The 22262-nt window shown below is 68.3% G+C and carries 19 protein-coding genes; 5 read left to right on the top strand and 14 right to left on the bottom strand.

Features of this window, described 5'->3' with window-relative positions:
• Positions 1–34 precede the first annotated feature (34 nt).
• The 4 genes from HV826_RS15485 to HV826_RS15500 all read right to left on the bottom strand — a co-directional run bounded on the left by HV826_RS15485 (position 35) and on the right by HV826_RS15500 (position 6028).
• Positions 35–877, bottom strand: coding sequence for a hypothetical protein (locus tag HV826_RS15485; protein WP_176417784.1), 843 nt, complete (start codon positions 875–877; stop codon positions 35–37).
• Positions 878–924: 47 nt separating this feature from the next.
• Complete coding sequence (locus tag HV826_RS15490) at positions 925–1743, bottom strand: fatty acid desaturase (protein WP_176417786.1); 819 nt, start codon at positions 1741–1743, stop codon at positions 925–927.
• Positions 1744–1809: 66 nt separating this feature from the next.
• Complete coding sequence (locus HV826_RS15495; protein WP_176417788.1) at positions 1810–5442, bottom strand: AMP-binding protein; 3633 nt, start codon at positions 5440–5442, stop codon at positions 1810–1812.
• Positions 5443–5614: 172 nt separating this feature from the next.
• Entirely contained in the window at positions 5615–6028 is a 414-nt protein-coding gene (locus HV826_RS15500) for a PaaI family thioesterase (RefSeq protein WP_163778356.1), read from the bottom strand.
• Positions 6029–6992: 964 nt separating this feature from the next.
• Here HV826_RS15500 and HV826_RS37210 point away from each other — a divergent pair.
• Positions 6993–7346, top strand: a complete 354-nt coding sequence (locus tag HV826_RS37210; protein WP_255217243.1) for a hypothetical protein — start codon at positions 6993–6995, stop codon at positions 7344–7346.
• A gap of 110 nt (positions 7347–7456) precedes the next feature.
• Here the strand turns inward: HV826_RS37210 and HV826_RS37215 are convergent, their stop codons facing one another.
• The 3 genes from HV826_RS37215 to HV826_RS15515 all read right to left on the bottom strand — a co-directional run bounded on the left by HV826_RS37215 (position 7457) and on the right by HV826_RS15515 (position 9433).
• Complete coding sequence (locus HV826_RS37215; protein ID WP_255217244.1) at positions 7457–7705, bottom strand: hypothetical protein; 249 nt, start codon at positions 7703–7705, stop codon at positions 7457–7459.
• Between the two features lie 121 nt (positions 7706–7826).
• Entirely contained in the window at positions 7827–8408 is a 582-nt protein-coding gene (locus tag HV826_RS15510) for an imm11 family protein (RefSeq protein WP_176417789.1), read from the bottom strand.
• Between the two features lie 605 nt (positions 8409–9013).
• Positions 9014–9433, bottom strand: a complete 420-nt coding sequence (locus HV826_RS15515; RefSeq protein WP_176417791.1) for a DUF1801 domain-containing protein — start codon at positions 9431–9433, stop codon at positions 9014–9016.
• Positions 9434–9967: 534 nt separating this feature from the next.
• Between HV826_RS15515 and HV826_RS37220 the strand changes: the two genes are divergently transcribed.
• A complete protein-coding gene (locus HV826_RS37220; protein ID WP_255207888.1) occupies positions 9968–11524 on the top strand; it encodes a hypothetical protein in 1557 nt (518 codons plus the stop codon).
• A gap of 196 nt (positions 11525–11720) precedes the next feature.
• Here the strand turns inward: HV826_RS37220 and HV826_RS15525 are convergent, their stop codons facing one another.
• Positions 11721–12626: an RluA family pseudouridine synthase gene (locus tag HV826_RS15525; protein ID WP_176417792.1), complete on the bottom strand. Its 906-nt coding sequence runs from the start codon at positions 12624–12626 to the stop codon at positions 11721–11723.
• A 68-nt stretch (positions 12627–12694) separates the two neighbouring features.
• Positions 12695–13963, bottom strand: coding sequence for a DEAD/DEAH box helicase (locus HV826_RS15530; RefSeq protein WP_176417793.1), 1269 nt, complete (start codon positions 13961–13963; stop codon positions 12695–12697).
• A 142-nt stretch (positions 13964–14105) separates the two neighbouring features.
• Between HV826_RS15530 and hflX the strand changes: the two genes are divergently transcribed.
• A complete protein-coding gene (gene hflX, locus HV826_RS15535; protein WP_407938402.1) occupies positions 14106–15524 on the top strand; it encodes a GTPase HflX in 1419 nt (472 codons plus the stop codon).
• 235 nt (positions 15525–15759) lie between these two features.
• On the opposite strand, the gene HV826_RS37225 is transcribed toward hflX, so the two are convergent.
• Together HV826_RS37225 and HV826_RS15545 are read right to left on the bottom strand one after the other, a co-directional pair.
• Entirely contained in the window at positions 15760–16368 is a 609-nt protein-coding gene (locus HV826_RS37225) for a hypothetical protein (protein WP_255207887.1), read from the bottom strand.
• Positions 16369–16658: 290 nt separating this feature from the next.
• The gene (locus tag HV826_RS15545; RefSeq protein WP_255207886.1) at positions 16659–17927 is read right to left on the bottom strand and encodes a hypothetical protein; all 1269 of its coding nucleotides are present in this window, start codon (positions 17925–17927) and stop codon (positions 16659–16661) included.
• A gap of 782 nt (positions 17928–18709) precedes the next feature.
• Here HV826_RS15545 and HV826_RS15550 point away from each other — a divergent pair.
• Entirely contained in the window at positions 18710–19630 is a 921-nt protein-coding gene (locus tag HV826_RS15550) for a hypothetical protein (RefSeq protein WP_176417797.1), read from the top strand.
• 201 nt (positions 19631–19831) lie between these two features.
• On the opposite strand, the gene HV826_RS15555 is transcribed toward HV826_RS15550, so the two are convergent.
• The 3 genes from HV826_RS15555 to HV826_RS15565 all read right to left on the bottom strand — a co-directional run bounded on the left by HV826_RS15555 (position 19832) and on the right by HV826_RS15565 (position 21370).
• Entirely contained in the window at positions 19832–20299 is a 468-nt protein-coding gene (locus tag HV826_RS15555) for an SRPBCC family protein (RefSeq protein WP_176417799.1), read from the bottom strand.
• Positions 20296–20685, bottom strand: a complete 390-nt coding sequence (locus HV826_RS15560; protein WP_163778321.1) for a helix-turn-helix transcriptional regulator — start codon at positions 20683–20685, stop codon at positions 20296–20298. The genes HV826_RS15555 and HV826_RS15560 overlap by 4 nt, the downstream gene beginning before the upstream one ends.
• 121 nt (positions 20686–20806) lie before the next feature.
• On the bottom strand, positions 20807–21370 hold the full coding sequence (locus HV826_RS15565; protein WP_255217245.1) for a transposase: 564 nt from the start codon (positions 21368–21370) through the stop codon (positions 20807–20809).
• Between the two features lie 5 nt (positions 21371–21375).
• On the opposite strand from HV826_RS15565, the gene HV826_RS15570 reads away from it, so the two are divergent.
• On the top strand, positions 21376–22254 hold the full coding sequence (locus tag HV826_RS15570; protein WP_255217246.1) for an SMODS domain-containing nucleotidyltransferase: 879 nt from the start codon (positions 21376–21378) through the stop codon (positions 22252–22254).
• Positions 22255–22262: the final 8 nt, after the last annotated feature.

Here is a 22262-nt window from a genome sequence, read left to right on the forward strand (position 1 = left end):
CGCCGAAGCCGCTGGCGCGGGTGCCTGAGTCACGTCACGCCGCGCGCTTCACCTCGCGGTCCTTCGCCGCCAGCATGTCGACGAAGCGCGCCCACTCCTCCACCGTGTCGTTCAGGAACGACTCCACTTCCGGGTAGCGGTCCGGCGTCAGCGCCTGGCGGACGATGAACCAGCTGTCCTCGGAGTGGTCGGTGTCGACGATGGCGCCGGACTCATCCTCGACGTGGATGCTGTGGTAGCCATCCGAGATGTCCGTCGGGCAGACGGCGAGGGTGTTGTCCGCCCACGGGCCGTAGTAGGGGATGAACGCCGTCTCGATGCCGGCGAGCACCACCGCCAGCCGCAGGTGGTCGCTGAAGCTGTCGAGCAGCCGCTTGCGCACCGCGGCCGACTCCGGCGACGCCACGTAGGAGGACCAGCTCTCCTCGGGGTGGCCCACGGCCGTCAGCGTGTCCACGAGCTGCCAGTAGTGGGAGAAGCCCGGGTGGCCGCAGAAGCCCGCCTTGCCCAGCGGCGTCGGCTTGTAGCCCAGCTCCTCCAGCACGTTGAGCTGGAGGAGGAAGCGCGCCGCCATCTTCGCCTTCGCCCCCAGCCGGCGCTCGAGCGCGCCGGTGGTCTCCATCAGGCGGATGAGCCCGTCACCGAAGTGCTCCGCGAAGGCGTAGCGCACCTCTGAGTGCACCATGCCCATGGACTGGAGCGTGAACTCCTTCCGGGCGAACGACGCGATGACCGGATGGTTGAACAGGCGCGAATCCTTGATGCCGCGCTCGAGCTTCCGGGTGAAGTCCTCGTTCTGCTGCCAGAGGTCCGCGTCTACGGACTCACGCACGATGCGGCGGGAAATCTCCCGCGGATTCTCGATGGGGAACTTCATCTCGGGCTCCTTGGCTGAATGGGCTGTCTGTGTTTCGGGATGGAACTTCAGGCCGCCGGCGTCATGCTTCGTCGCTTCAGGTCCTCGCCCCAGCCGTCCCCCTGCAGCTCCGCGGGAATCCTGGGGGCCAGCGTCGCGTGGTATTCGGGGAGCTGGGACCAGTGCAGCGCCTGCTTGAAGTGGTGCGCGGCGTGGTAGCCCGCGTTCCACGTGAACCAGTTGTAGAAGCGCCCCGTGTGCGTCCTCGAAGCGGTGTAGTCGTCGCCGTAGGGCAGCCCGCTGTGGTGCGCGTACGCGGACCACTTCAGCGCGTAGAGCATCAGCAGCATGGGCGCCACGAACACGACGAGCGCCGGGACGGGCCGGTAGGCGATGAGCCCCCCCAGGAGGGCCACCCCCAACCCCAGCCAGGTGAGGAACTGCGCCCGGAGGCGCGGGTTCTTCTGGCCCAGCACGAAGCAGGACGGGTAATGCCAGGCCACGCAGCGGAGGGCGAACTCGTGGCGCCCCATCGTCGTGCCGTCGCGTCGGCGCCAGTTGAGCGTGTCCAGCTCGGGTTTGTCATAGCTGGCGTGGTGCCCGACGATGTGGTTGAGCGTGCCGCTGAACGGCGAGGAGCCCGTCTCCAGGAAGATGAGGACTTCGAGGATGCGATTGAGCGGCTGGTTCGTGAACGTCCGCACATGCATGTGATTGTGGTTGTAGGCCACCACCGAGAGACAGAACGGCACCAGCGCGAACGCGCCCGCCGCCAGCCAGGCGATGCTGTCGACAAACAGGTAGAGCGAGAGCTGCGCGGCGAACGTCAAGACAATGAGGACCACCGCCCAGCCGTCGGCCGGGAAGGGGAGCAGCTTATTCCGCATGGGATGCCTCGTGAGCAGGTTCACTGAAGGCGGACCCGGAGGTCCGCCCAGGAAACAGCGGCCGGACTACCCGGCCACCTTCGCGCCGCTCCTCTTGTTCAACCTTCCCAGAAGGAAGCCGGCGAGCTCCCGGATGTTCGGGTAGCTGAAGAGGACGGAGGGGTCGACGGTCAGCGCGTACTCGTCCGACAGCGCGGCTCCCAGGTCGATGGCGTCGATGGAGCCCAGGCCCAGCATGGCGAACTCCACGTCACCCTGGAGCGACGCCACGGGCCTGGCGCACCGGCCGGAGATCCACTGGCGGATGAAGGCCTCCACCTCCGCGCGCCCCACCGGGGTTGGCGCCGCCACCACGTGCATGGCGGGTGGGGCCGCCACCACGGGCGCGGAGGGCGCCGCCGCCGGCGCTGGCGGAGGGGCGGTGGGCGCGGCGGACGTGGGGGTGAAGAGCGCGTCGAGCGACACGTCGGGCATCGCGGTGCCGTTGCCCCGGCGCCCGAAGTCGCGGTCCAGCGCCTCACCGAAGGCACGCAGCGCTTCGGCGCCCGGCAGCTCCGGGAACGCTCGCGTCGCCTGGGTGACCCGGGCCAGGGCTGCCTGGAGCCGCTCGTGCAGCCAGCGGCGCGTCGCCGCGTCAACGCCGCTTCCAGCCGCGGCGGCGTAGAGGACCAGGTCATCGACGTACTCGCCGAACCGCAGGCCCTGCCAGTCCTCCAGGGACGTGTCGCGCTCGCCCGGCCGGGCGGGCTGGAGCGCGGCGAGGACGGCGTCGTAGTGCGTCCGCACCGTGTCCTCGTCCAGGGACTCGCGCAGGAAGGCGCGCAGCACCGGCCGACCTCGCAGCGCCGAGGTGCCGACGAAGTGGTGCAGCGTCTCCGTGGGCCCCTCGAAGATGCGGAAGATGCGGGCGTCGCGGAACAGCTGCGGGATGAAGTTGGACTCGAGGTAGCCCCGTCCGCCCGCCAGTTGCATGGTGCGGTCCACTGTGGTCCACAGCACCTCCGTGGACACCGACTTGCACACCGCCAGCACCTCTGGCGCCACGTCCTGGCCCGCTTCGACTTTGCCCACGACGCGGTCGATGAGCGCTTTAATGGCGGCGATCTGGTGCATCGCCTCGCCCAGCACCGCGCGGGTGTAGGGGTTCTGGAGCAGGGGGCCCGTGGAGACGCGGCGGCCCTGGGCGTACTGGAGCATCAGCTGCACGCACAGCCGGGTGGCCCCCAGGCACACGGAGGCGATGGCGAGCCGCCCGTAGCACAGCGTGTCCTGCGCCACGGCCATGCCGTCGCCGGGCTCGCCGAGCAGCTGCCATGGCTCCACCGGCACGTCCTCCAGGTGGACGGTGTTCTGGATCATCCCCCTCAGGCCCATGGTGAGCGCCTCGGGGCCCTGGCGCACGCCTGGGCTGCCCTGCGGAATGGCGAACGCGGAGAAGCCCGCCGGTTGCCCGTTCGCGTCCACGTGCCGCGCGAAGACGTTCAGCAGCCCGGCCCACGCCGCGGAGCCGCTCCAGATTTTCATTCCGCTCAGCCGGTAGCCGTCACCGGAGGCCCGGGCCGTCGTCTCCAGGGCCTGGGGGTTGGACCCCGCGCCGGGCTCCGTCAGCGAGAAGGCCGCCAGCTCCCGGCCGCGCGCCAGCGCCGGCAGGTACCGGGCCTTGAGCTGCTCTCCGCCGAAGCGCAGCACCGGGCGCACGCCCAGCACGTTGTTGAGGCCCACGAACAGCGCCAGCGTCATGTCCTTGCTGCCGAGCAGCTCCATCACCCGCAGGAACTCGCGCGTGGTGAAGCCCAGGCCGCCGTGCGCCTCCGGGACGAGCATCCCCAGGAGGCCCTGATTGCCGAAGTCGAGGACGACGTAGGGCGGCAGCGTGCGCCGCTCGTCCATGACGAACGAGTTGAGCCGCGTGGCGCAGTAGTCTCGCACCCAGGCGAGCTTCTCCTCTACCACGGGCCGGAGCGCCTTGGCGTCCCCGGGGACGGCGCGGAGGGGGGCGGCCTGCTGGGGAGGCTCCGGCCGCCAGTCGTGGAGGACCTCCAGCGTGCCGTCGAGGAACGCCCTGCGCACCTCGCCGCGCTGAATCTTCCCGCTGCTCGTCTTGGGGATCATCCCTGCGTTGACCAGCGCGATGTACGCGGGCGCGACCCCATGCACCCGCAGCACCTCACGGCGGATGCTCGCGGTGAGCGCCTCGAAGCGCGGCGCCACCTCCCGTCCCCGCGTCACGGCCTGGACGACGGCCAGCTTCTCGTCGTCGAAGCTGAACGCCGCGCCGCAGTGGACGCGCAGGTCGTCCGACAGCGCCTGGATCGTGTCCTCGATGTCCTGGGGATGGTGGTTGAAGCCGTTGACGATGATGAGCTCCTTGATGCGGCCGGTGATGTAGAGGCTGCCCTCGTGGACGAAGCCCAAATCACCGGTGCGCAGGAAGGGGCCCTCGCCGGTGTCGGTGGTGTACGCGTGGAAGGTGTCCGCCGTCGCCTTGGCCCGGTTCCAGTAGCCGCGCGTGACGCTGTCGCTCTTGAGCCAGACCTCGCCCACCCGCGCGTCGGGCTGGAGCGTCCAGGACTCCGGGTCGACGATGCGCACCGTCTGCTCGCCCTGGTCCAGCGCCATGCCCACCAGCGTCTGCACGCGCCGCTCGTCCCGCAGCTCGAACGTGGTGGGGGCCTTGCCGCGTGGCCCGCCCGCGACGAACAGCGTGGCCTCCGCCAGGCCGTAGCAGGGGAAGAACATCTCGCTCCGGAAGCCCGCGCGCTCGAACCGGCGCTGGAAGCGCTCCAGCGTGCTGGCCTTGATGGGCTCCGCGCCGTTGAAGGCGCTCCTCCATGACGACAGGTCCAGGGTGCCGATGACGGCGTCGTCCACCTTCTCGATGCAGATGTCGTAGGCGAAGTTGGGCCCGCCCGCGCAGGTGCCCCGGTAGGTGGACACCGCCTGGAGCCACAGCGCCGGGTCGCGCACGAAGCTCTTGGGCGCCATCAGCACCGTGCGCGCCCCCAGCCCCAGCGACTGGAGGATCATCCCGATGAGGCCCATGTCGTGGTACAGCGGCAGCCACGTCACGATGACGCTGTCGCGCGTGTTGCCCATGGCCACGGCCGTCATGCGGTTGTTGTGGACGATGCTGCGGTGGGTGACCATCACCCCCTTGGGGTCCCCCGTCGAGCCGGACGTGTACTGGAGGAAGGCCAGGTCGTCTGGCTGGGGCGTGGGCAGCCCGGCGCCGGTGGGGTCGCCGCCGCCGTGCGCGGCGATCAGCTCCCCGATGACCAGCGCGGGGCAGTCCGGCTGCTGCGCGGCGTGGCTTGCGTCCACGGAGCGCGCCACCAGCATCGCCTTCGGCTGGCAGTCCCGGGTGATGGCGCGCAGCTTCACCCAGTCCTTGTCGCTCGCCGGCGGGTAGAGCGGGGCGGCGATGGCGCCCGCGGCGACGCAGGCCAGGAAGCCGACGATGTACTCCAGCCCGGAGCGCATGACGATGAGCACCCGCTCGCCGCGGAAGCCCTCGCGCTCCAGGTGCGCGGCCACGCCGAACACGGTGCGCGCCAGCTCACCGTAGGTGATGGGCTGCTCCGGTTGATCCCGGCCGCTCAGATAGGTGAACGCGTTCTTCTGGGGCTGCACCTTCGCCCAGTGCCGCAGCGCGTGGACCAGCGTGGGAGAGAAACGGAGCGCGTCGGCGGAATCCGTCATGACCCCTTCGAGACCCATCCCTGCTGGATTTTCGATGACCCGTTGTTCTGGCTGCACGTGCGTCATGACTCCATGTGGGGCGGCGGCGCCGCCGCGCCCGGCGTGGGCACGGCGGCATCGTCGCGGTGGACGAGGAAAGGTCTGGACGACCGCCGGGCTCCGGCGCGGGGCGTCAGCCCTTGGGCAGCTCGCCGATCTTCGCGAAGGACGCGGTGGCCATGGCCACCAGGCCCTTCGGAGACGTCACGGTCATCTCCGCGATGACGGCCTTGGAGCCGTCACGGATGACCTTCGCGGTGGCCACCAGGTCCTGCTGCTTCGCGGGCTGGAGGAGCCGCACGTTGATGTCCGACGTGACGACGATGGCCCCGCTGTGCGCGGCGGCCGTGAACCAGCCGGCCATGTCCAGCAGCGTCGCCAGGATGCCGCCATGCGTGTCCTGCATCCCATGGTCGAAGTCAGGCTTGCGCTTCCAGCGGCAGATGGCTTCGTTCTGGTCGTTGTATTCGAGCGTGACGCCCAGCAGCTTGTTGACCGGCGCTTCGGTGAACTGTGCAATCAGCAGGGCGTGGAGTGGGTTCGACATGTGTGATCTCCTTTGGGATATGAGGCTCCCTCCGCCTATCACAGGCAGGGCATGCGCGTACCTGCAAATCTAGACCAACCAGAACACCCTGGGCCGCCAGGTGAAGAAGACTGGCCGGACGCACCGTGGGGCGCTCATCAGGGCCACCGGCCTCGGGCGGTCCCCGTTGGATGCGCGTGCGCTCATCCCTTTATCCCGCTGATTGAGCTGACGTCTGACCTCTCGATACATTTAATCGTGGATTCTTATTTGTCAAGTAAATCAGGATATCAGTGGATTCGTATGGTTATTGCCGTGGAGCCGTTCGCGGGTGTTTTCGAGCGGGCGTAGTGATACCGCTCCGTCGTCCATCAGGCCAGGGCCCGGCACGTGCGTTTTTGTCTGTCATTTTACATCACCTCCCAAGTCTTCCTGTCGAACCGGCCTTGTCAGTTCGCTAGAACAAAGGGCTCTGGGTGGGTTCTTCCCAGACGTGCCTGTCTGGATGTATGGTCAACCCGCGGGGTCGCCGGATATATGTCATTACGTGGGCGCGGCCGGATTCTTGATGCCTGCGAACCGCGACGGGTGGTCCGGGAGGGGAAATCCGCCTGGGCGGCGTCGCATCCGAGCCACGGGGTCGGGCCCCGTGGCGCCCCCTGGCGCGTTGGGATTCAACCCGTCAGGTGGGCGGGCGTGGCCCTCGGTGCAGGGAGGGCTCCGCCGGGGCATTGTCGCGGCTCGGAGTGGGCCGCCTCCCGCGGAGTCGCCATGCCAGCGCGAGGGCGGCGTCATGTCGAGCCCGCTGGGCCGCCGCTGCCGCGCGACTTGCGCAAGCCAGGACCGCGAGTACCTCAGGTTTCCGAGTCCGCTCGTGGAAAACACCGACATGGTTCAGCCGGCGCCCCCCGGGTTCCTCGAATGAATCGCTCCTGGCATCGTCATTGCTTTCGAAGGCGAGGTCGTTTCCAAAGAGGCGTGCTACGTGAGCTCGGATCAACTGCGTTGGCTCTCCGCCCGAGCGCTGAGTGCGTCACTGGCGTCCCCGCTGCTGCTCACCGGTTGTGGCTGTGGGGGTATTTCCCTGGAAGGCTACTCACTCCCCACCTGCGATGATGGAAGCCCGTCGGTCGGAGGGCGCTCTCCCGCGGCACAGACGGACTTCGTCGAGCTGCGGCTCGTCGCCGACCTGTACACCACGCCCCGGGAGCAGCCCCTCGCGTCCTCGGGGAGGCCGTGCGAGACCGCCACGCAGCCGGTGGCGTGCAACGCGGAGCTCGAGGCCCTCTCCTCCGAGGAGGGGTTTCGCTCCCGCTGCGAGCCGGGCTGCTACTCGTAATACCTCGTGACGACGCGAGGGGATGCCCGCACCTTTGAGGAGGCGCTCCAGGACTTCCTGGGCGAAATCGACACCTCGCAGGACGCGCTGCTCCGGGTCTTCGCGGAGGGCTACGACGTGAGCTGCACCCAATTGGAGAAGGGCGCGGTGAAGGCCAACGCGGACGGGGCCTTCATCATCGTCGCCACGCAGGGGTTCGCGTGTGGAGAGGGCTCCAACCTGACGCAGTATCTGCTGGAGGTGACGCCCTCGGGCGAGGTGCGCGTGAAGCAGACCCACCTTTTGGAGCGGGGCACGAAGGGGTGCACCGTGGGGCGCAGGCCCGCGGGACGAGCTGGCACTTCATGGCGCGGCGTCACGGCGCGACGCCTGCGCGCGCGGTGGTGGCGCCGCTCCCACCCAGGCCGCTGCCCCGGGCCTGCTCGTGGGCGAGCTCCGCCCGCCTGTTCTCCGACCTGCTCGAGGTTCACGAAGCTCGGTTTAAATCATGCCCGGCTCATATTCATCATCGGCAACGAACATGAACCCGGTGAGCGCCGCCTGTTCAACGGCTTCCTTGATGCTCTTGTGAACGACAATCAGCATGATGTCCTCACGCAGGCGGCAGATTTTCTGGCCCTGTAGCTTGTCTTCGTCCAGGCACATTTCCTTGATTGCCAGGACGTTTCCACGGCTGGATATCACGACGTCCGACTGGTTCAGGTCGAGTCCGTTCACGATGCCGACTACGTTCGCCACCTTGTAGGGGAGCTTTTGCCCGGTAGGCTCATAGACAACATCTGCATCGAAGTATTGAACATTGTCTACCCCGAGCTCCGTGAGCAGCTCGACAAGCCGCTGAGAAAACAGGAGGGCACGAGAGGCGCCGTGGATGTCACACGGAGGGAACTCGGAGACATTCTTCGCCTTCTCGTCTACGGACAGGACGATTGAATAGCCCTGTTGTACGTTGCTCAGGAGGAGTCCGTCATTCACCTGGATGTCTGGGCCTGAGATGATTTTTGATGTCGGGCCCGCCCAGGGGGGATCCGCCAGCATGATGTAGAAGTTCTTGCTTGCCATGGGGGGAGCTAGCGAAAGGTCATGTGCTTGCCTGGGTAGCGAATGCTATTTCGGCTTGTCGGCGTTCAACGGCATTGAGGGAACTAGGGCCTCCTGGATTCGAGCCGAGGCCCCAACGATGATACGCCGGGGTGGGGCCGGTTGGGACGGGCTTTCCCGAGGGGGGCGGTGTCGGTTGCCACCGGTGAGCGTCAAGGTAGTTGTCGCGTGAGAGAGTTCAACCGATGCGCTTCAACTCCTGCACTGCCGGGGTGAGACTGGCGGACGTCGCCTTTCATCTGGGGGCACAGGGGAGGGTGCTGCTTCCCGGCGCGGAGCAGGTCTGGATGCAGCTCGAAGGCGCCCGGCTATCGGAGAGTGCCTCGGACGTGGAGCGGGGGTCGTCAGCCGCGCGGCCCCTTGATTGTTTCCACCGTCACGCGTTGACGATGGACTCCGGCGGCGGCTTCAGCACCTGGCCGGCCTTGACCAGGCGGAGCGGCCTCGGGAGGACGGGCGAGGACGAAGCGGTGGATGAACTCGAACTGGCAGGGGGCGGGGTTTCCGTCCTGCTTCGCCGGAGGAGACCGTGCGTTCTCGATCGCGGACGTGCTTCCGGGCAGCCCTCAGGACTTCGTCTTCTTCGAGGGCTTCGCCTTGCCCTTGCTGTTGAGGGCGACCGCCTGTCGGATGAGTGCTTTGAAGGCGGACGCGTCCACCTTCTCTCCCTCGCGGATGTCGATGGCGCGGCGCGTGTTTCCTTCGAGGCTCGCGTTGAAGAGGCCGGCTGGGTCCGGCAGGGACGCGCCCTTGATGAAGGTCAGCTTCACGACCTCTTTGTAGGACTCGCCCGTGCAGATGATGCCGTCGTGCGACCAGACTGGAGTGCCCATCCACTTCCACTCCTCGACGACATCCGGGTCCGCATCCTTGATGAGCTTGCGCATCCTGGCGAGGGTTTCGCCGCGCCAGCCCCCCAGGTCGGCGATTCTCTGTGAGATGCGCTCCGACGCCGGCGGGCCTTCGCTCGCGCCTGTCTTTTTCATGGTCTCCTCCAGAGGTTCCAGACTTGAGCCGCGCGGGCAGCGGGGCGAGCTGGACCTGCCCACGTGCTGCTCGGGAGGCGGCAACCGTCAGCGGCCCACTTCGGTGTCTCCGCTCCAGCGCTCACCCTCAACACGGCTTCCATCCTGCCTCTACGCTCCGGTCGAGGTCCAGGCGCCGCGGCCAGGGCATCCTTCACGAGCCTCGAAGAGAACGGCCCCAGCGCCGTCGCGGGGACCCTTCACGGAGATGGCGCGCGGAGAGAAGCGGGCGGACCGGATGACGCCGACAGGGGCCTGGCAACTCCGCGACCTCTGGAGCCCACGACACCTCGGTGGTGACTGGCGCCATCCGCCTGGTGACTGCGGTCACCGGCCCAGCACCTAACATGGGGGCCCCGGAGCCATCCCCGCTGTGTGAAATCAGTACGTTACGCTGAATGGCCGAGATGGCATGGGCGCTGCAGTGAGACAGCGCATGGGCGGGACAGACTCGCCGCAGCACTCCTCCTTCGCTGTCAAAACCAGGTGATCCCCATGATCGGCAAGGCCAAGACCCGCTCCTTCTCCCCCAAGCGTCCGGACGCTGCGCAGTCCTCTCCCACGGCCTCGAAGCCGTCGCCCTCGGCGGGTCCCGTCCCGGACAAGGGAGGGCGCGTCTCCCAGAACCCCGCGAACCAAGCCGCGCGGCCCTCCGGCCCGGTGGATTCGTTCCAGTCCGCGGGTGGGCCCGGACGGCCCTCCAACCCGGCGGCGGCCCAGAGCGGCGCGCCCGGACGGACCTCCGGCCGGGAGGCGGCGCTCCAGGCCGTGACCGACTTGGGTCCCGCGGCGCTTCAGACGGTGGCTGACTTCGGTCCCGCGGCGCTCCAAGCCGCGGGCGCCTTCGGTCCGGCGGCGGCGCTCCCGCCGATGGGCGCCTTCGGTCCAGGGGCCGGGCTCCCGCCCATGGACAGCTTCGGTCCGGCGGCGGCGCTCCCGCCGATGGGCGGCTTCGGTCCGGCGGCGGCGCTCCCGCCGATGGGCGGCTTCGGTCCGGGGGCCGGGCTCCCGGCGATGGACAGCTTCGGTCCGGCGGCGGCGCTCCCGCCGATGGGCGGCTTCGGTCCGGCGGCGGCGCTCCCGCCGATGGGCGGCTTCGGTCCGATGTCGCCGCTCCAGGCTGGCGGCGTGCCCATGGGCCACGCCAACCCGATGGACGGGTTCGGGATGGGCGGCGTCCCCCACCCGCAGTCCTTCAACGCGCCGATGCTGCCGGGGGCGCAGGGTCCGGTCAGCGGGCCCGCCGCCTTCGCGCCCCGCGGGCTGCCCAGGGACCCGGAGAGCCTGCAGAACCTCAAGCCGGCGCCCGAGCCCACCGGTTCCGGCGTCCCCAGCGCCAAGGACAAGCGCCCGGCTGGAGACAAGCGGACGGCGGCGCAGATCGTCGATGACTCCCCCGCGCTGAAGAACCTGGGTCGCCAGAAGGACATCAAGTTCAAGGAGCTGTGCAAGCAGACGGGCATCGACCCCAAGCTCGACCTGAAGGACGCGAAGCAGAACCCGGACGCCGTCTACCGGCTGGCCAAGGTGCTGGAGTTCATCGACAGCGCGAAGGCCTCCACTGGCGACGACCGGTCGAACAAGGTCAAGAATGGCAAGGGTGACGGCAACATCGAGGGCATCACCAAGGATGGCGATGCGCGGCACGGCACCGAGGCCGGCATGGTGAAGGACTTCGCGGAGAAGGGGTACTCCTTCCTGGGTGAGCACCAGCTGCCGACCACGAAGGACACCCACGTCAAGGCGGACGGAAGCAACAAGGACAACTTCCAGTGGTTCGCGGGTGAGGCGGGCAAGCACCTGTGGTTCCTGCCGGGCGTCAGCAATGTCCTGACGGGCATCGGCAACTCGGAGGGCGGCGTCAAGGGCGTCTTCGAGGGCGCCGCGAAGGGCTACCTCAACACCGTGAAGGGCGCCGCGGAGGGGGTCCTCGGGGCTGTCACCACGGGCCGCGTCAACCCAGCCTCCATGATCTTCGGAGGCGCCATGGGCGCGCTGGCGAACACGGAGGCCGCGCCGCAGCCGGTGAAGGACATCGCCAGCATGCTGTGAGCCCGTAACCCTGCGCCAGCAGCTCCCGGCTTGAAGGCGTCCCTCGGAGCCCCCTTCCAACGGGCATGCTCCGGGGGACGTCCGCTTGGGGAGCAGAACAACATTGCGCAGGTGGCGCGTCCCCACTTCCGAACAGGTCATCGCGAGGCACCCGGTTGCCGGCGCGCACGCGTGGCTGGAGGGATGCGCCCCGGCGCTATCGCCGGGAGTCCTGGACGCGGAGCTCGAGCGGGGGTGGCGCCTGAAGCTGAACGTGATCGCCCGAGCGCGGATGCAGGAAGGTGAGCGACTCCGCGTGCAGCAGATAGCCGCCGTCTCCGGGCAGGCCGGGGTGCTCCGCCAGCGGCAGGCCGCCCACGGCGAAGAGCGGGTCCCCCACGAGCGGGTGGCCGATGAAGGCGAGGTGGATGCGGATCTGCTCGGAGCGCCCCGTGTGGATGTCCACCTCGAAGAGGGTGTGCTCGGTGCGCCGCTCCAGCACCCGGGCCGTGCTGTGTGAGGGCTTGCCCCGCGCACTGGCACCATGGACTTCGCCCAGCAGCGGATGGGGCACCAGCCCGATGGGCGCGCGGATGTCGTAGGACTCCTGGGCGGCGAGCCCCTGGGAGAGCGCGCGGTAGCGCTTGTGCACGCGGCCCTCGCGCCAATCGCTCGCCAGGCGCGCGGCCGCGTCGCGGGTGCGGGTGAAGAGCACGAGGCCCGACGTCGCGCGTCCCAGGCGGTGCATGGGGACCGCTTCGGGCCATCGTGCCTGGACGAAGGAGAGGAGGGTGTTCTTCAGGAAGCCTCCCGAGGGCAGGGTCGGCAGTCCGCTCGGCTTCACCACGACGACCAGCTCCGCGTCCTCGTACACGAGCTCGAAGGACTGCGGCGTGTCCGCCTCTTCCCACGGCGGGCGGTGCCAGCACAGCCACTGCCCCGGCCTCAGCGGCTCCGAGCCGTCGGCGGTGACGTCGTCGAGTCGCACCTCGCCCCGAGCGAAGCGCGCCCGCCACTCCTCCTCCGAGGAGTGGCGATACTTGTCCGTCAGATGGGCGAGCGCGCTGCTGCCCGGTCGGCGCCCGAGCTTCTCGCGATACACGTAGCCGTCGTTGAGCAGCACTCGCGCACCCTACACCACGGGAGACTCACCCGCGCGTGGCCCTGCTGGACACGCGGGAGCAGGAGCCGCTACGGCTTGCGCTTCGAAGGGGGAGCGGCGGCGGCGGCGGCTTCGCGCAGCTTGTCCTTCTTGCTCTTGCGCCGACCCTTCACGCCGCCGTTCGGATCCAGGGGCGGCGGGGTCGGCGAGGCCTCTTCCGTCGGCTCGAAGCCCGGCACTTGCTCACGCGGGAGGTCGAGCTGGTGGCGTTTCTCGATGAGTCGGAAGTGGGCTTCAGTGTCCGCGCTGACGAAGCTGATCGCCACGCCCTTGTCGCCCGCGCGCCCCGTGCGGCCGATGCGATGCACGTAGTCCACGGTCGAGCGGGGCAAGTCGTAGTTCACGACCGCCGGCAGCTGCGCGATGTCCAGGCCGCGAGCGGCGACGTCCGTGGCCACGAGCACGCGCACGCGCTTCGCCTTGAAGTCCGCGAGCGCCTTCGTGCGCGCGCCCTGGCTGAGCTCCCCATGCAGTGACGTCGCGGCGATGCCGGCGCGGTTCAGCTTCAGCGCGACATGGTCCGCCGTGTAGCGACTGGCCACGAACGTGAGCACATGGCTCCACGCATGGGTTTCCAACAGGTGCCGCAGCAGCATCGTGCGCCGGCGCACATCCACCTGGAGGGCCCGCTGGAGGATGAACTCCGTCGAGGGCAGCTCCCCGTCATCGACGTCGATGCGCGTGGGCTCGTGCAGCAGATGCTCCGCGAACTTCCGCACCGCGGGCGGGAAGGTGGCGGAGAACAACAGGTTCTGTCGGCGCGCGGGCAGCAGCGCCAGCAGGCTGTTGAGCTCATCGGCGAAGCCCAACGAGAACAGCCGGTCGGCCTCGTCGAGCACCAGCGTCTCCACCTCGTCCAGCCGGAGCGCGTTCTGATGCACCAGGTCCAGCGCGCGGCCTGGCGTGGCCACGACGATGTCCGCGCCGCCCCGCAGCGCCAGCATCTGCGGGTTGGCGGAGACACCACCGACCGCGAGGCAGGTCTTCAGCGGCTTCTTCAGGTGTTGGCCGTACCGCTCGATGGAATCGACGATTTGCGCGGCGAGCTCCCGCGTGGGCACCAGGATGAAGGCCCGCACCGGTCGGACCGACCCTCCGGGACGCGCCCGCAGGGCCTCCAGGATGGGCAGCAGGAACGCGGCGGTCTTCCCCGAGCCCGTCTTCGCCGAGGCCCAGACGTCACCACCTCGCAAGACGACGGGGATGGTCGCGCGCTGCACCGGCGTGGGTTCGTCGTATCCGAGTCCGGCCACGGCGCGGGTGAGCGTGTCCGACAGGCCGAGTGAAGCGAATGTCATGGGGAGGGAGCCTACCCTGCCCGGGAGGACTTCCCCTGGCATTCCTGCCCCCTCCCCATCCAGGCGAGGTGTCGCCCGGACCTGTTGGGGGGCGGGGGGCGTGGACTCGCCCCGTCACGGGAAGGCCCGACGTGCTACGAGCATGCGCATGACGATATCCACCCTCCCTGAACGTCCGCGTGCCGTCCTCGTCGGTGTCCAGCTTCCGGGCGTCTCCGACGAAGAGCACGCCGCGGACTTCGCGGAGCTGCGCCGGCTGGTGCACACACTGGGGTATGACACGGTGGCGACGGTGTCCCAGAAGCGGACGCGGCTGGCCACGGGCACGGTGCTCGGGACGGGCAAGCTCAAGGAGCTGGCGGCCCTCACCGGCGGCTCCGGCGTGATTGCGTCCGGGGCGAGCGACCGAATGTCGAAGGCCCGTGAGAAGTGGGAGGCCGCCGCCAACACGGAGCCCGACCCCGAGGAGGACGAGGCCGGCGACGTGGAGCCGGAGGACGCGCTGCTGCCTCCACCTTCGGAAGAAGACGACACGGCGGGGCCCCGGCCCACCGTGGTGGTCGTGGACCACGAGCTGTCGCCCAGCCAGCTGCGCAACCTGGAGAAGGCCACCGGCGCGATGGTGCTGGACCGCGCGGGCGTGATTGTCGACATCTTCCACCGGCACGCGAAGAGCCACGAAGCGCGGATGCAGGTGGAGATCGCCCGGCTCAACTACCTGGCCCCCCGGCTGCGCGAATCCACTGGAGGCCGCGAGCGGCAGCAGGGGCGTGGCGCGGGTGACTCGGCGGTGGAGCTGGACCGCCGCAAGATTCGCGACCGGCTGGCGGAGCTGCGCGAGGGCCTGGCGGCCATCCAGAAGGACCAGGACCACCGCCGCTACGCGCGAAGGGACCAGTTGCGGGTGGCGCTGGTGGGCTACACGAACGCGGGCAAGTCCTCGCTGATGCGTGCGTTGACGGGCAGCACGGTGCTGGTCGCGGACCAGCTCTTCGCCACGCTCGACACCACGGTGCGCGCGCTGCAGCCGGAGACCCGTCCGCGCATCCTGGTCTCCGACACGGTGGGCTTCATCCAGAAGCTGCCGCACGACCTGGTCGCGTCCTTCCGCTCCACGCTGGACGAGGCCCTGGAAGCGTCACTGCTGCTCTACGTGGTGGATGCGTCGGACCCCACGTGGGCCGCGCAGCTGGAGGTCACCCGCACGGTGCTCCGGGAAATCGGCGCGGACGCCGTACCGAGCAAGCTGCTCTTCAACAAGGCGGACCGGCTGGACGCGGCGGCGAAGGAAGCGCTGCTCGCGAAGCACCCGGACGCCCTGATGCTCTCCGCGCACCTGCCGGACGACGTGGCGATGCTGCGCAAGAACATCATCGCCTTCTTCGAGTCTTCGATGGTGGAGGCGGACCTGGTGATTCCCTACGCCCGGCAGGGGCGCATCGGCGAGGTGTACGAGCACACCACGGTGGTGTCCCAGTCCCACGACGAGAGCGGCAGCCGGCTGCGCGTGCGCGGCCTTCCAGGAGCCATCGCGAAGCTCACCCAGGCGTTCCAGGAGTAGGTCTTCCCCGGGGGGCGCCCCAGTTGGCGGCTGCCCCCCGTTTGCGAGCTGCGGGCGCTGACGAGCCTCAGTCGGGAAGCCCTCCCGCTGAAGCCCCTGCCCGTGGAGCTGTGCCGACTCCCCGCGTTCAAGAAGCCCTGGTGGTGGCGCTTCTTCAAGACGACGCCGGGCCGGGTCCAGCTTCTGGTGGACGGCCTGGGCCGGATGCCGACGCTGACGCATGGGAGCCTGGTGTTCAGGCCACGGCGCGGGCCTGCTGAATCGCCTCAGCACCCGGCTTCCACATCACCTTCCAGCGCGCCTCGGGAAGCCGCGGTGGAGGAGGCTTCACCTCCGACACCCCTGCTACCTCCACGTGCACCCCGCTACCCCAGGCGATAATGCCCGCGAACAGTCCCAGGAGGCTCATCGCGGGATGGATGGGGCCCTCGTAGCGCCGCGCGCGCCAGTGACGCAGGCGTGGCGCCGCGGGCCCCCTGGCGCTGGGTATCAGGAAGCGCTTGCCGGGGGCCTGCGCCCCAGGCACCGGGAAGAGCGGCACGATGAGCAGGCCCATTTCTCCTGCCTCCAGGTGAACCGTCGTCTCTCGCGGGTAGCGCAGTCGCGACGAGGGAGGCCCCGACAGCTTCAGCGTCAGCGCACGCTCCGCGTCCACGCTGCAACGGTAGTACATCGTGGAGGTCGCATCGTAGGTGACGGTGATGGCCGCGTTATCCATGGACTGCGACGCGAGACCGCTCTCCAGGGCGCAGACGCCGATGGACGTCGTGGTCGTCGAGGCGTCATTCGAGTCGACGGGCAGCGTGTAGAACTTGTTGGCACCACAAGCGCCAGCGAGAGACACAGAGACGTCAGGGAGAGTCCCTGGATGAGCCGCCTCATGAAGTTTGCTCCTGGGAAGGGGAATGGGTCCGCGCTGGGGAAGCCCGGCGGAGTGGCGCATCGTCGCGTGCGCCGGTTGCACATTCAGTCCTGACGCGAAAAGGCCCGCCCCCGGAAGTGAGCCTGCCCCACGAAATCGGGGCAAGCCCACGGCGAGAGTTCCTTGGATCCGAGGCAGATGTGCAAGGCGTGAACCTGGGGTGAGACGTCGAAGCAAGGTCCTGGGACGATGCGTGCTGGCGCTCGGAGGCTTCAGGCCCCCGCGCTGGGTGATGCGGCGGGCCCCCGCTCGGAGGTGCCCGCTTCCTGGGGAGACTGTTCGGTGAGCAGCAGCGCAAGCGTGGCGAAGACCGTGATGATCGACCAATAGATGAAGCGGAAGTCGCTGCCGATGCCGATGAAGAGATAGGCGAGGGCATAACCCAGGCCGGACATGGCCGTGCAGAAGGCGATGGGCTTCTGTCGAACCCTACGCAGCGCCACGAGCGCGATGCCTCCGAGCAGGAGGAGCCACGCCCAGCCCCGGAAGACGAGCGTGTTCGCGAGCCGCATCTTGATTTCATGCAGCGTCTTGTAAAGCCATCCTTCGCTGGGAACGCGGAGCTGGAAGGAGTTGGGATCAATGTTCAGATGAAACGGATAATGGACTGGGGCTGGGCTCGCGCCGATCATGCTTTCGAATGACGCCCACCGGTGCCGGAGCCAGGCGCTGGGCTGCTCCCGAATCATGCGTGCCCATTCGCCGCGGAGCTCCTTTCGCCGGGAGTCGAGCGACGTGAAGGAGATGGGCCGCGCGCCCTCCACACCACCAAACAACTGCCACACATGAAGCGGCGTGTACAGGCGAACGATTTCATCTCCCGATGTGTCATTGGACAGCATGGACCGCGAAACGAGCTCGGGATGGGCCGCGTAGATGCCCGCCAGGTCGTAGAGGAAGAGCTGGCCCACGGCCCATGCGCGCGTCGAGCCAAGGGCGCGGCTGACCACCGACGGCGACAACACGAGCCCCACCAGGGCCACGGCCAGGAGCTGGCTCTTCCGGAACGCGCTCCACTGCTTGGGCGCCCATTGCAGGACCGCGGGAATGGCCAGGGGCGCCGCCGCGATGATGGCGTTGTGGCGGAAGGCCACACCCGCCATCAGGAGCACGAGCGCCATGGCGGGCCGGCGGAACTTGAGCGCCGCGACGGCGCCCAGGAGGACCGCCGCCGTCATCACGTCCTTCCAGAGCGTCACCGCGAGCGCCCAGACGGTGGGCGTGAGCAGGAACAGGCCCATGACGACCAGTCCCCACCGCCCCTCACGTGCCTTGGGGGAGCGCACCAGCGCCGCCATGCACAGGCCCATGGCGAGCAGTTGTGCCATGAGCACGGGCCAGGGCGAGCCTGTCAGCTTTCCGCTGATTCCCAGCAGCAAGGAACCCAGCGGGGGATGGATGTCGTTGTACGCCCCGCTGAGGCCCTGGCTGTACTGGTCGAGGGAGTCCGAAGACATCAGCCCGGGCTGAAAGGCAGCCATGAGGGCAGCGGTCCAAATCAAGACGCTCTTGAACAGGAGGCGGTTGCGCGACGAGGCTTCTTCCAACGTCGTGGACCACTTGACCCGGAAGAACTCGGCGAGGCTGGGAGCGTGCATTGCTTGTTCTGGGTGTCTTCGACGGTCAGCAGGGCCAGCGGCGGGACCGTGAGGGGAACGGAGTTTCGAGCATCAAGCCCGTCGGCAGCGGAGGCAGGGAGGGGAGGAGATATACAGGGTCCCTCGCGTGCCTCAATGGCCACGAGGGAGCCATTGTCCGGTGATGGGCTTGTGGGTTTAGGTCGTCCAGCGAACTGTTCACGCTGCACGTCGGCTCCTTCCTGGCCGCTGCCTCGAGCCCCGCGCACGCCTCCTCTTCGTCTGCTTGAGGGAACCTCACCGTCGACGTCAACTGGGGCGCCGTACTCGCGCGGCCCGCCATCGTCGAGGATTACCTGGCCAGCATCGCGCTCGTCGTCGGCGGCGAAGTCCCCAGCTGCGCGATCCAGGCGCTGCTCCCCGAGGCGCAGGCGGAGACGGTGCGCGCGCCGACCTTGAGAGCTCCGTGCTCCTCTCGCCCAGGAGCAGCGTTCCGCGGGGCGAGCCGCCACGGCTGAAGGACTTCCCCGAGTGAGAAGTTCGGCGCGTCGGCTGTACGGAGCACGCACGCTCCCGGGATGTCAGTCGAACGGGCTCCGCGCATAGAGCCGCGTGCTCGCCTACCGGCACGCTCCGCCGCCTCTCGTTCGGGATGATCTCGTCACCGCACGCGGTTTGCGCCGCTCATGACGATCCCAAACCTCCTCAGAGCTTCGTTCATCTCCACGCTCGTCATTGGCACCGCCGCTCCGGCGCTCGCCGCCCCGGCCACTCCGCCCGCTCCCGTGGCGGAGGTGGGTCCGGACGGAGTGGGGATGCTGTTCCCCTCCGAGCCCTCCGGCAGCAGCTTCCACCTCGGCGACGGCGACCCCACCGACTCCGAGCCATTCTTCGACATGGAAGGCGACGAGGCCACGCCCGGCCTCGAATCCGGCGTCCCCTACTGGTCGACCACCGGCCACCGCGTCACGTACGCGAGCGGCAAGCCCGCCGGAAAGACGGTGCGGCTGCACCTCCGTCCCGGCGGCGGCGAGCAGTCCTTCACCTGGCGTGACGGCGCCCTCGAGAACGGCTTCATCGGCAGCCCCGACGACCTCCTGAACTTCGAGGCCACCGTCTACGTGCGCGCCCACGAGGACAACGGCACGCACCACTCCATGTCCTGGAAGATGCGCGGCGGCCAGCACACGAAGCCCCAGGTGGCGCGCTCGAGCTGCGTCGGCATGGACGTCCCGTTCGGCGGCGTCTCGCCCCAGGCCTACCGCGAGCTCGACCACCCGACCTACGACCACCTCTCGCTCACGCCCTCCTTCGACTACCAGCTGCAGGAAGGCCGCTGGCTCGGCGTGAAGGTGGTCTCGTATCTGGTCGAAGGCGGCACCCGGAACCTGCTGTTCCTCGACACCAATCCCTTCGACGCCTCCGGCACGCCGCGTAACGAGTTCCGCCTCTTCACCGAATGGCACGACCGCGACGGCGAGAACACCGGTCACTACGATCGGGCGGCCACGTGGGCCGGCTGGGAGACGACGTTCCGCGTGGACGGCTGGCGGCGGGTCGACTTCGCCTACCCCTCGGCACGCGAGATCGTGCCGCCGACCCCGTAAGCGCCCTGGCGCTACGCGCGCTCGCGGTCGCGGGGCTGCTCGCCCCAGCGGATCGCGAGCGCGACGCGTCCGGCAGACGGAGAAGCGATCGATTCGCGGTATGCGCTCGGCAGAGGAGTGACAAAACCATCAACGCTCAGGCAGAGCTCGAAGCCGCGCTGACGTGGGCACTCGCGCGCACGGTGCCGTAGCGACGAGCGACTACTGCTGCGTCGCGAGGTGCTGCTCGAGTCGCGTGAGCGTCTGATTGCCGCCTTCGATTGCGTACTTTGCCGCCTGCTCGCGCGCTTCGACGGTGGGCATCGTGTGCTGCAACGTGACGCGCGTCTGTCCCGCCTCATCCTCGAAGGTGACGACCGCCTTGAACATCACCTCGCCCTCCTTCGAGCCGTGATCCCACTCAAGCCGCTCGTTGGGGACGACCTTCGTGTAGACGATGTGGTTCGGGAAGTCGGTGCCATCCGGCCCGTGCATGGTGAACTTCCACGCGCCACCCGGACGCACATCTTTGCTCACCGTCGTCGTGCGGAAGCCGTTCGGCCCCCACCAGTTGGAGATCATCTTCGCGTCGGTGAACGCCTGAAAGACGAGCGCGCGTGGGGCGCTGATCAGCCGCGAGATCTTCAGCTGCCGCTTCGCGAGTTCGTTGAGGTCGACCGCTGCGTTCATGTGTGTGCTCCTCGTTTGGGCTTCTTCGGAGTTGGAACTTTGCGGGCGCGCGCCGGGCGCTTCTGCCCCTGGAGGTCGGCGAGGTAGTCCTCGAGCCGGTCGAAGCTGCCCTCCCAGAATTCGCGGTAGTGCTCAAGCCAGGCGTTCGCGTCTTTCAGCGGCTTCGGCGCGAGTCGGCAGGGGCGCCACTGCGCTTCGCGGCTCCGCGTAATCAGCCCTGCGCGCTCGAGCACCTTGAGGTGCTTCGTTACGGCAGGGAGGCTCATTTCGAAAGGTTGCGCGAGCTCCGTGACGGAGGTTTCACCCTTCGCGAGCCGCGCGAGGATCGCGCGCCGGGTCGGGTCGGCGAGTGCTGCAAAGGTGGCGCTGAGCGGGTCGATCGACATGGTGTAATTAACCAAGTGGGAAACTAACCACTTGGTTAATCAAGTGCAAGCGCGGTCGCGCGAATCGCGTTGAACGGCGCGCTACGGCGTCGGAACTTCGAGACGGCGCGCGAGGATGACATCAGGGCGTCGGCGACGTGGAAACGGGAACGTCCAGGATAATGTGCGGACGTGGGACCGCCTGGCGACCCATGGCGGCGAGCGTCGCCGAGCGCAGGTAGGCCTTCGGCTCGACACCGCAGCGCTTGGCGGACTCGAGGAGGGAGTAGAAGAGGGCGGCCACCTCGGTGCCGCTGCGCGAGCGGCTGCCGTAGTGGTTTTTGCGCCCGAGGAAGACGCCCCACGGCGCCCTCTCCACGGCGTTGGTGTCGAGTGGAATGCGCTCGTCCCGAAGGACGTGGGTGAGGCCTGGCCACAGGCCGCGCATGAAGGCGACGGCCTTGCCAAGGGCGGACTCGGGCAGCACACGCGCCTCACAGGCCCAGGTGTGCAGCTTCTCCACCACCTGCCGACTTCTCTCGTGCCGCAACTGCTGGGGCAGGGCGTCGCCACCCGGAGCGCTGTCGCGGCAAGACGCGCGATTGGGATTGGACTCCCGCTGGCCCCGTGCGCCTCGGCCCCTCCCCGCACCCCACCCAGGCAGTGCAGGAAGTGAAGCGCTTGGCTTAATCCTTTCACGCGTCATCTGCGTTGACACTCACCGGAGGGTGTCCGGAGCCGGAGAAAGCCTTGGAGACCCTTCTTGGCGCGATTTGTCTGCGCCGAGAGAGTAGCTTGGTCCGGAGGCAGCGGCGCTCGGTCGGTCTTGAAATGCAGCACCTGGACATCGACGCGGTTCCCGCTATCGAGACGGATCAGGATGGGTTCATCCTGATCCCGGACAAGGACGCTGGAGAGTGGATTCTCACGGCTCCCCGGGTCCACGCGGAGCGGGCGATGGAAGTCAATCAAGCGCGAGGCAATCGCTTCAAGCCGTTGGTCAACGTGTTGAAGTCGTGGAATGCCCGGCTGCCGAAGAAGGCGGCATTCAAGTCCTCCAGCATTGAGGCGATGGCGCTGCACCTGTTCGCAACCACTCCCTTTCAATCGATGTTCGAAGGGGCTCTGAAGTTCTTCGACTTTCTCAGCGGGCAGTTCGTGGAGGACACGCACTTCGACTGGCGAGGAGAAGCAGGGATTGGGCTGGCCAGGCCGTGCTGGGAGTACAAGCTGTTCGACGTCGCTGGCACTGGTTCAAATCTCTTCGCCAACGCCAAGGCGTTCGTTCCAAGGGACCTGTTGTGGAGGGCAAACGGCGCACGTTCCGCGGAGCGCTGCCGAGATTTCCTTGAGAGCGCGCTCCTTCAAGAGCCGCCGCAGTTGCTTGGCATCGAGCAAGCGGCCTCAGCAACCGGTGCACGTCCATACGGTGTTACCAACACGCCGGAGTTCCCCACGCCTCAGCGGAGGAGGCAATGGTGGCCCCTAGGCAGCGGCCAGGAAGGGGGGCGATGGGGAGAGAACGTCGCGTGTGGACTTTCGCAGAACTGCGGAGGAGGACCTTCGGCTTCGACGTATACGCATACGTGAGGTGTGGA

It is taken from the genome of Myxococcus sp. AM010 (assembly GCF_013372585.1).
Classification (GTDB): domain Bacteria; phylum Myxococcota; class Myxococcia; order Myxococcales; family Myxococcaceae; genus Myxococcus; species Myxococcus vastator.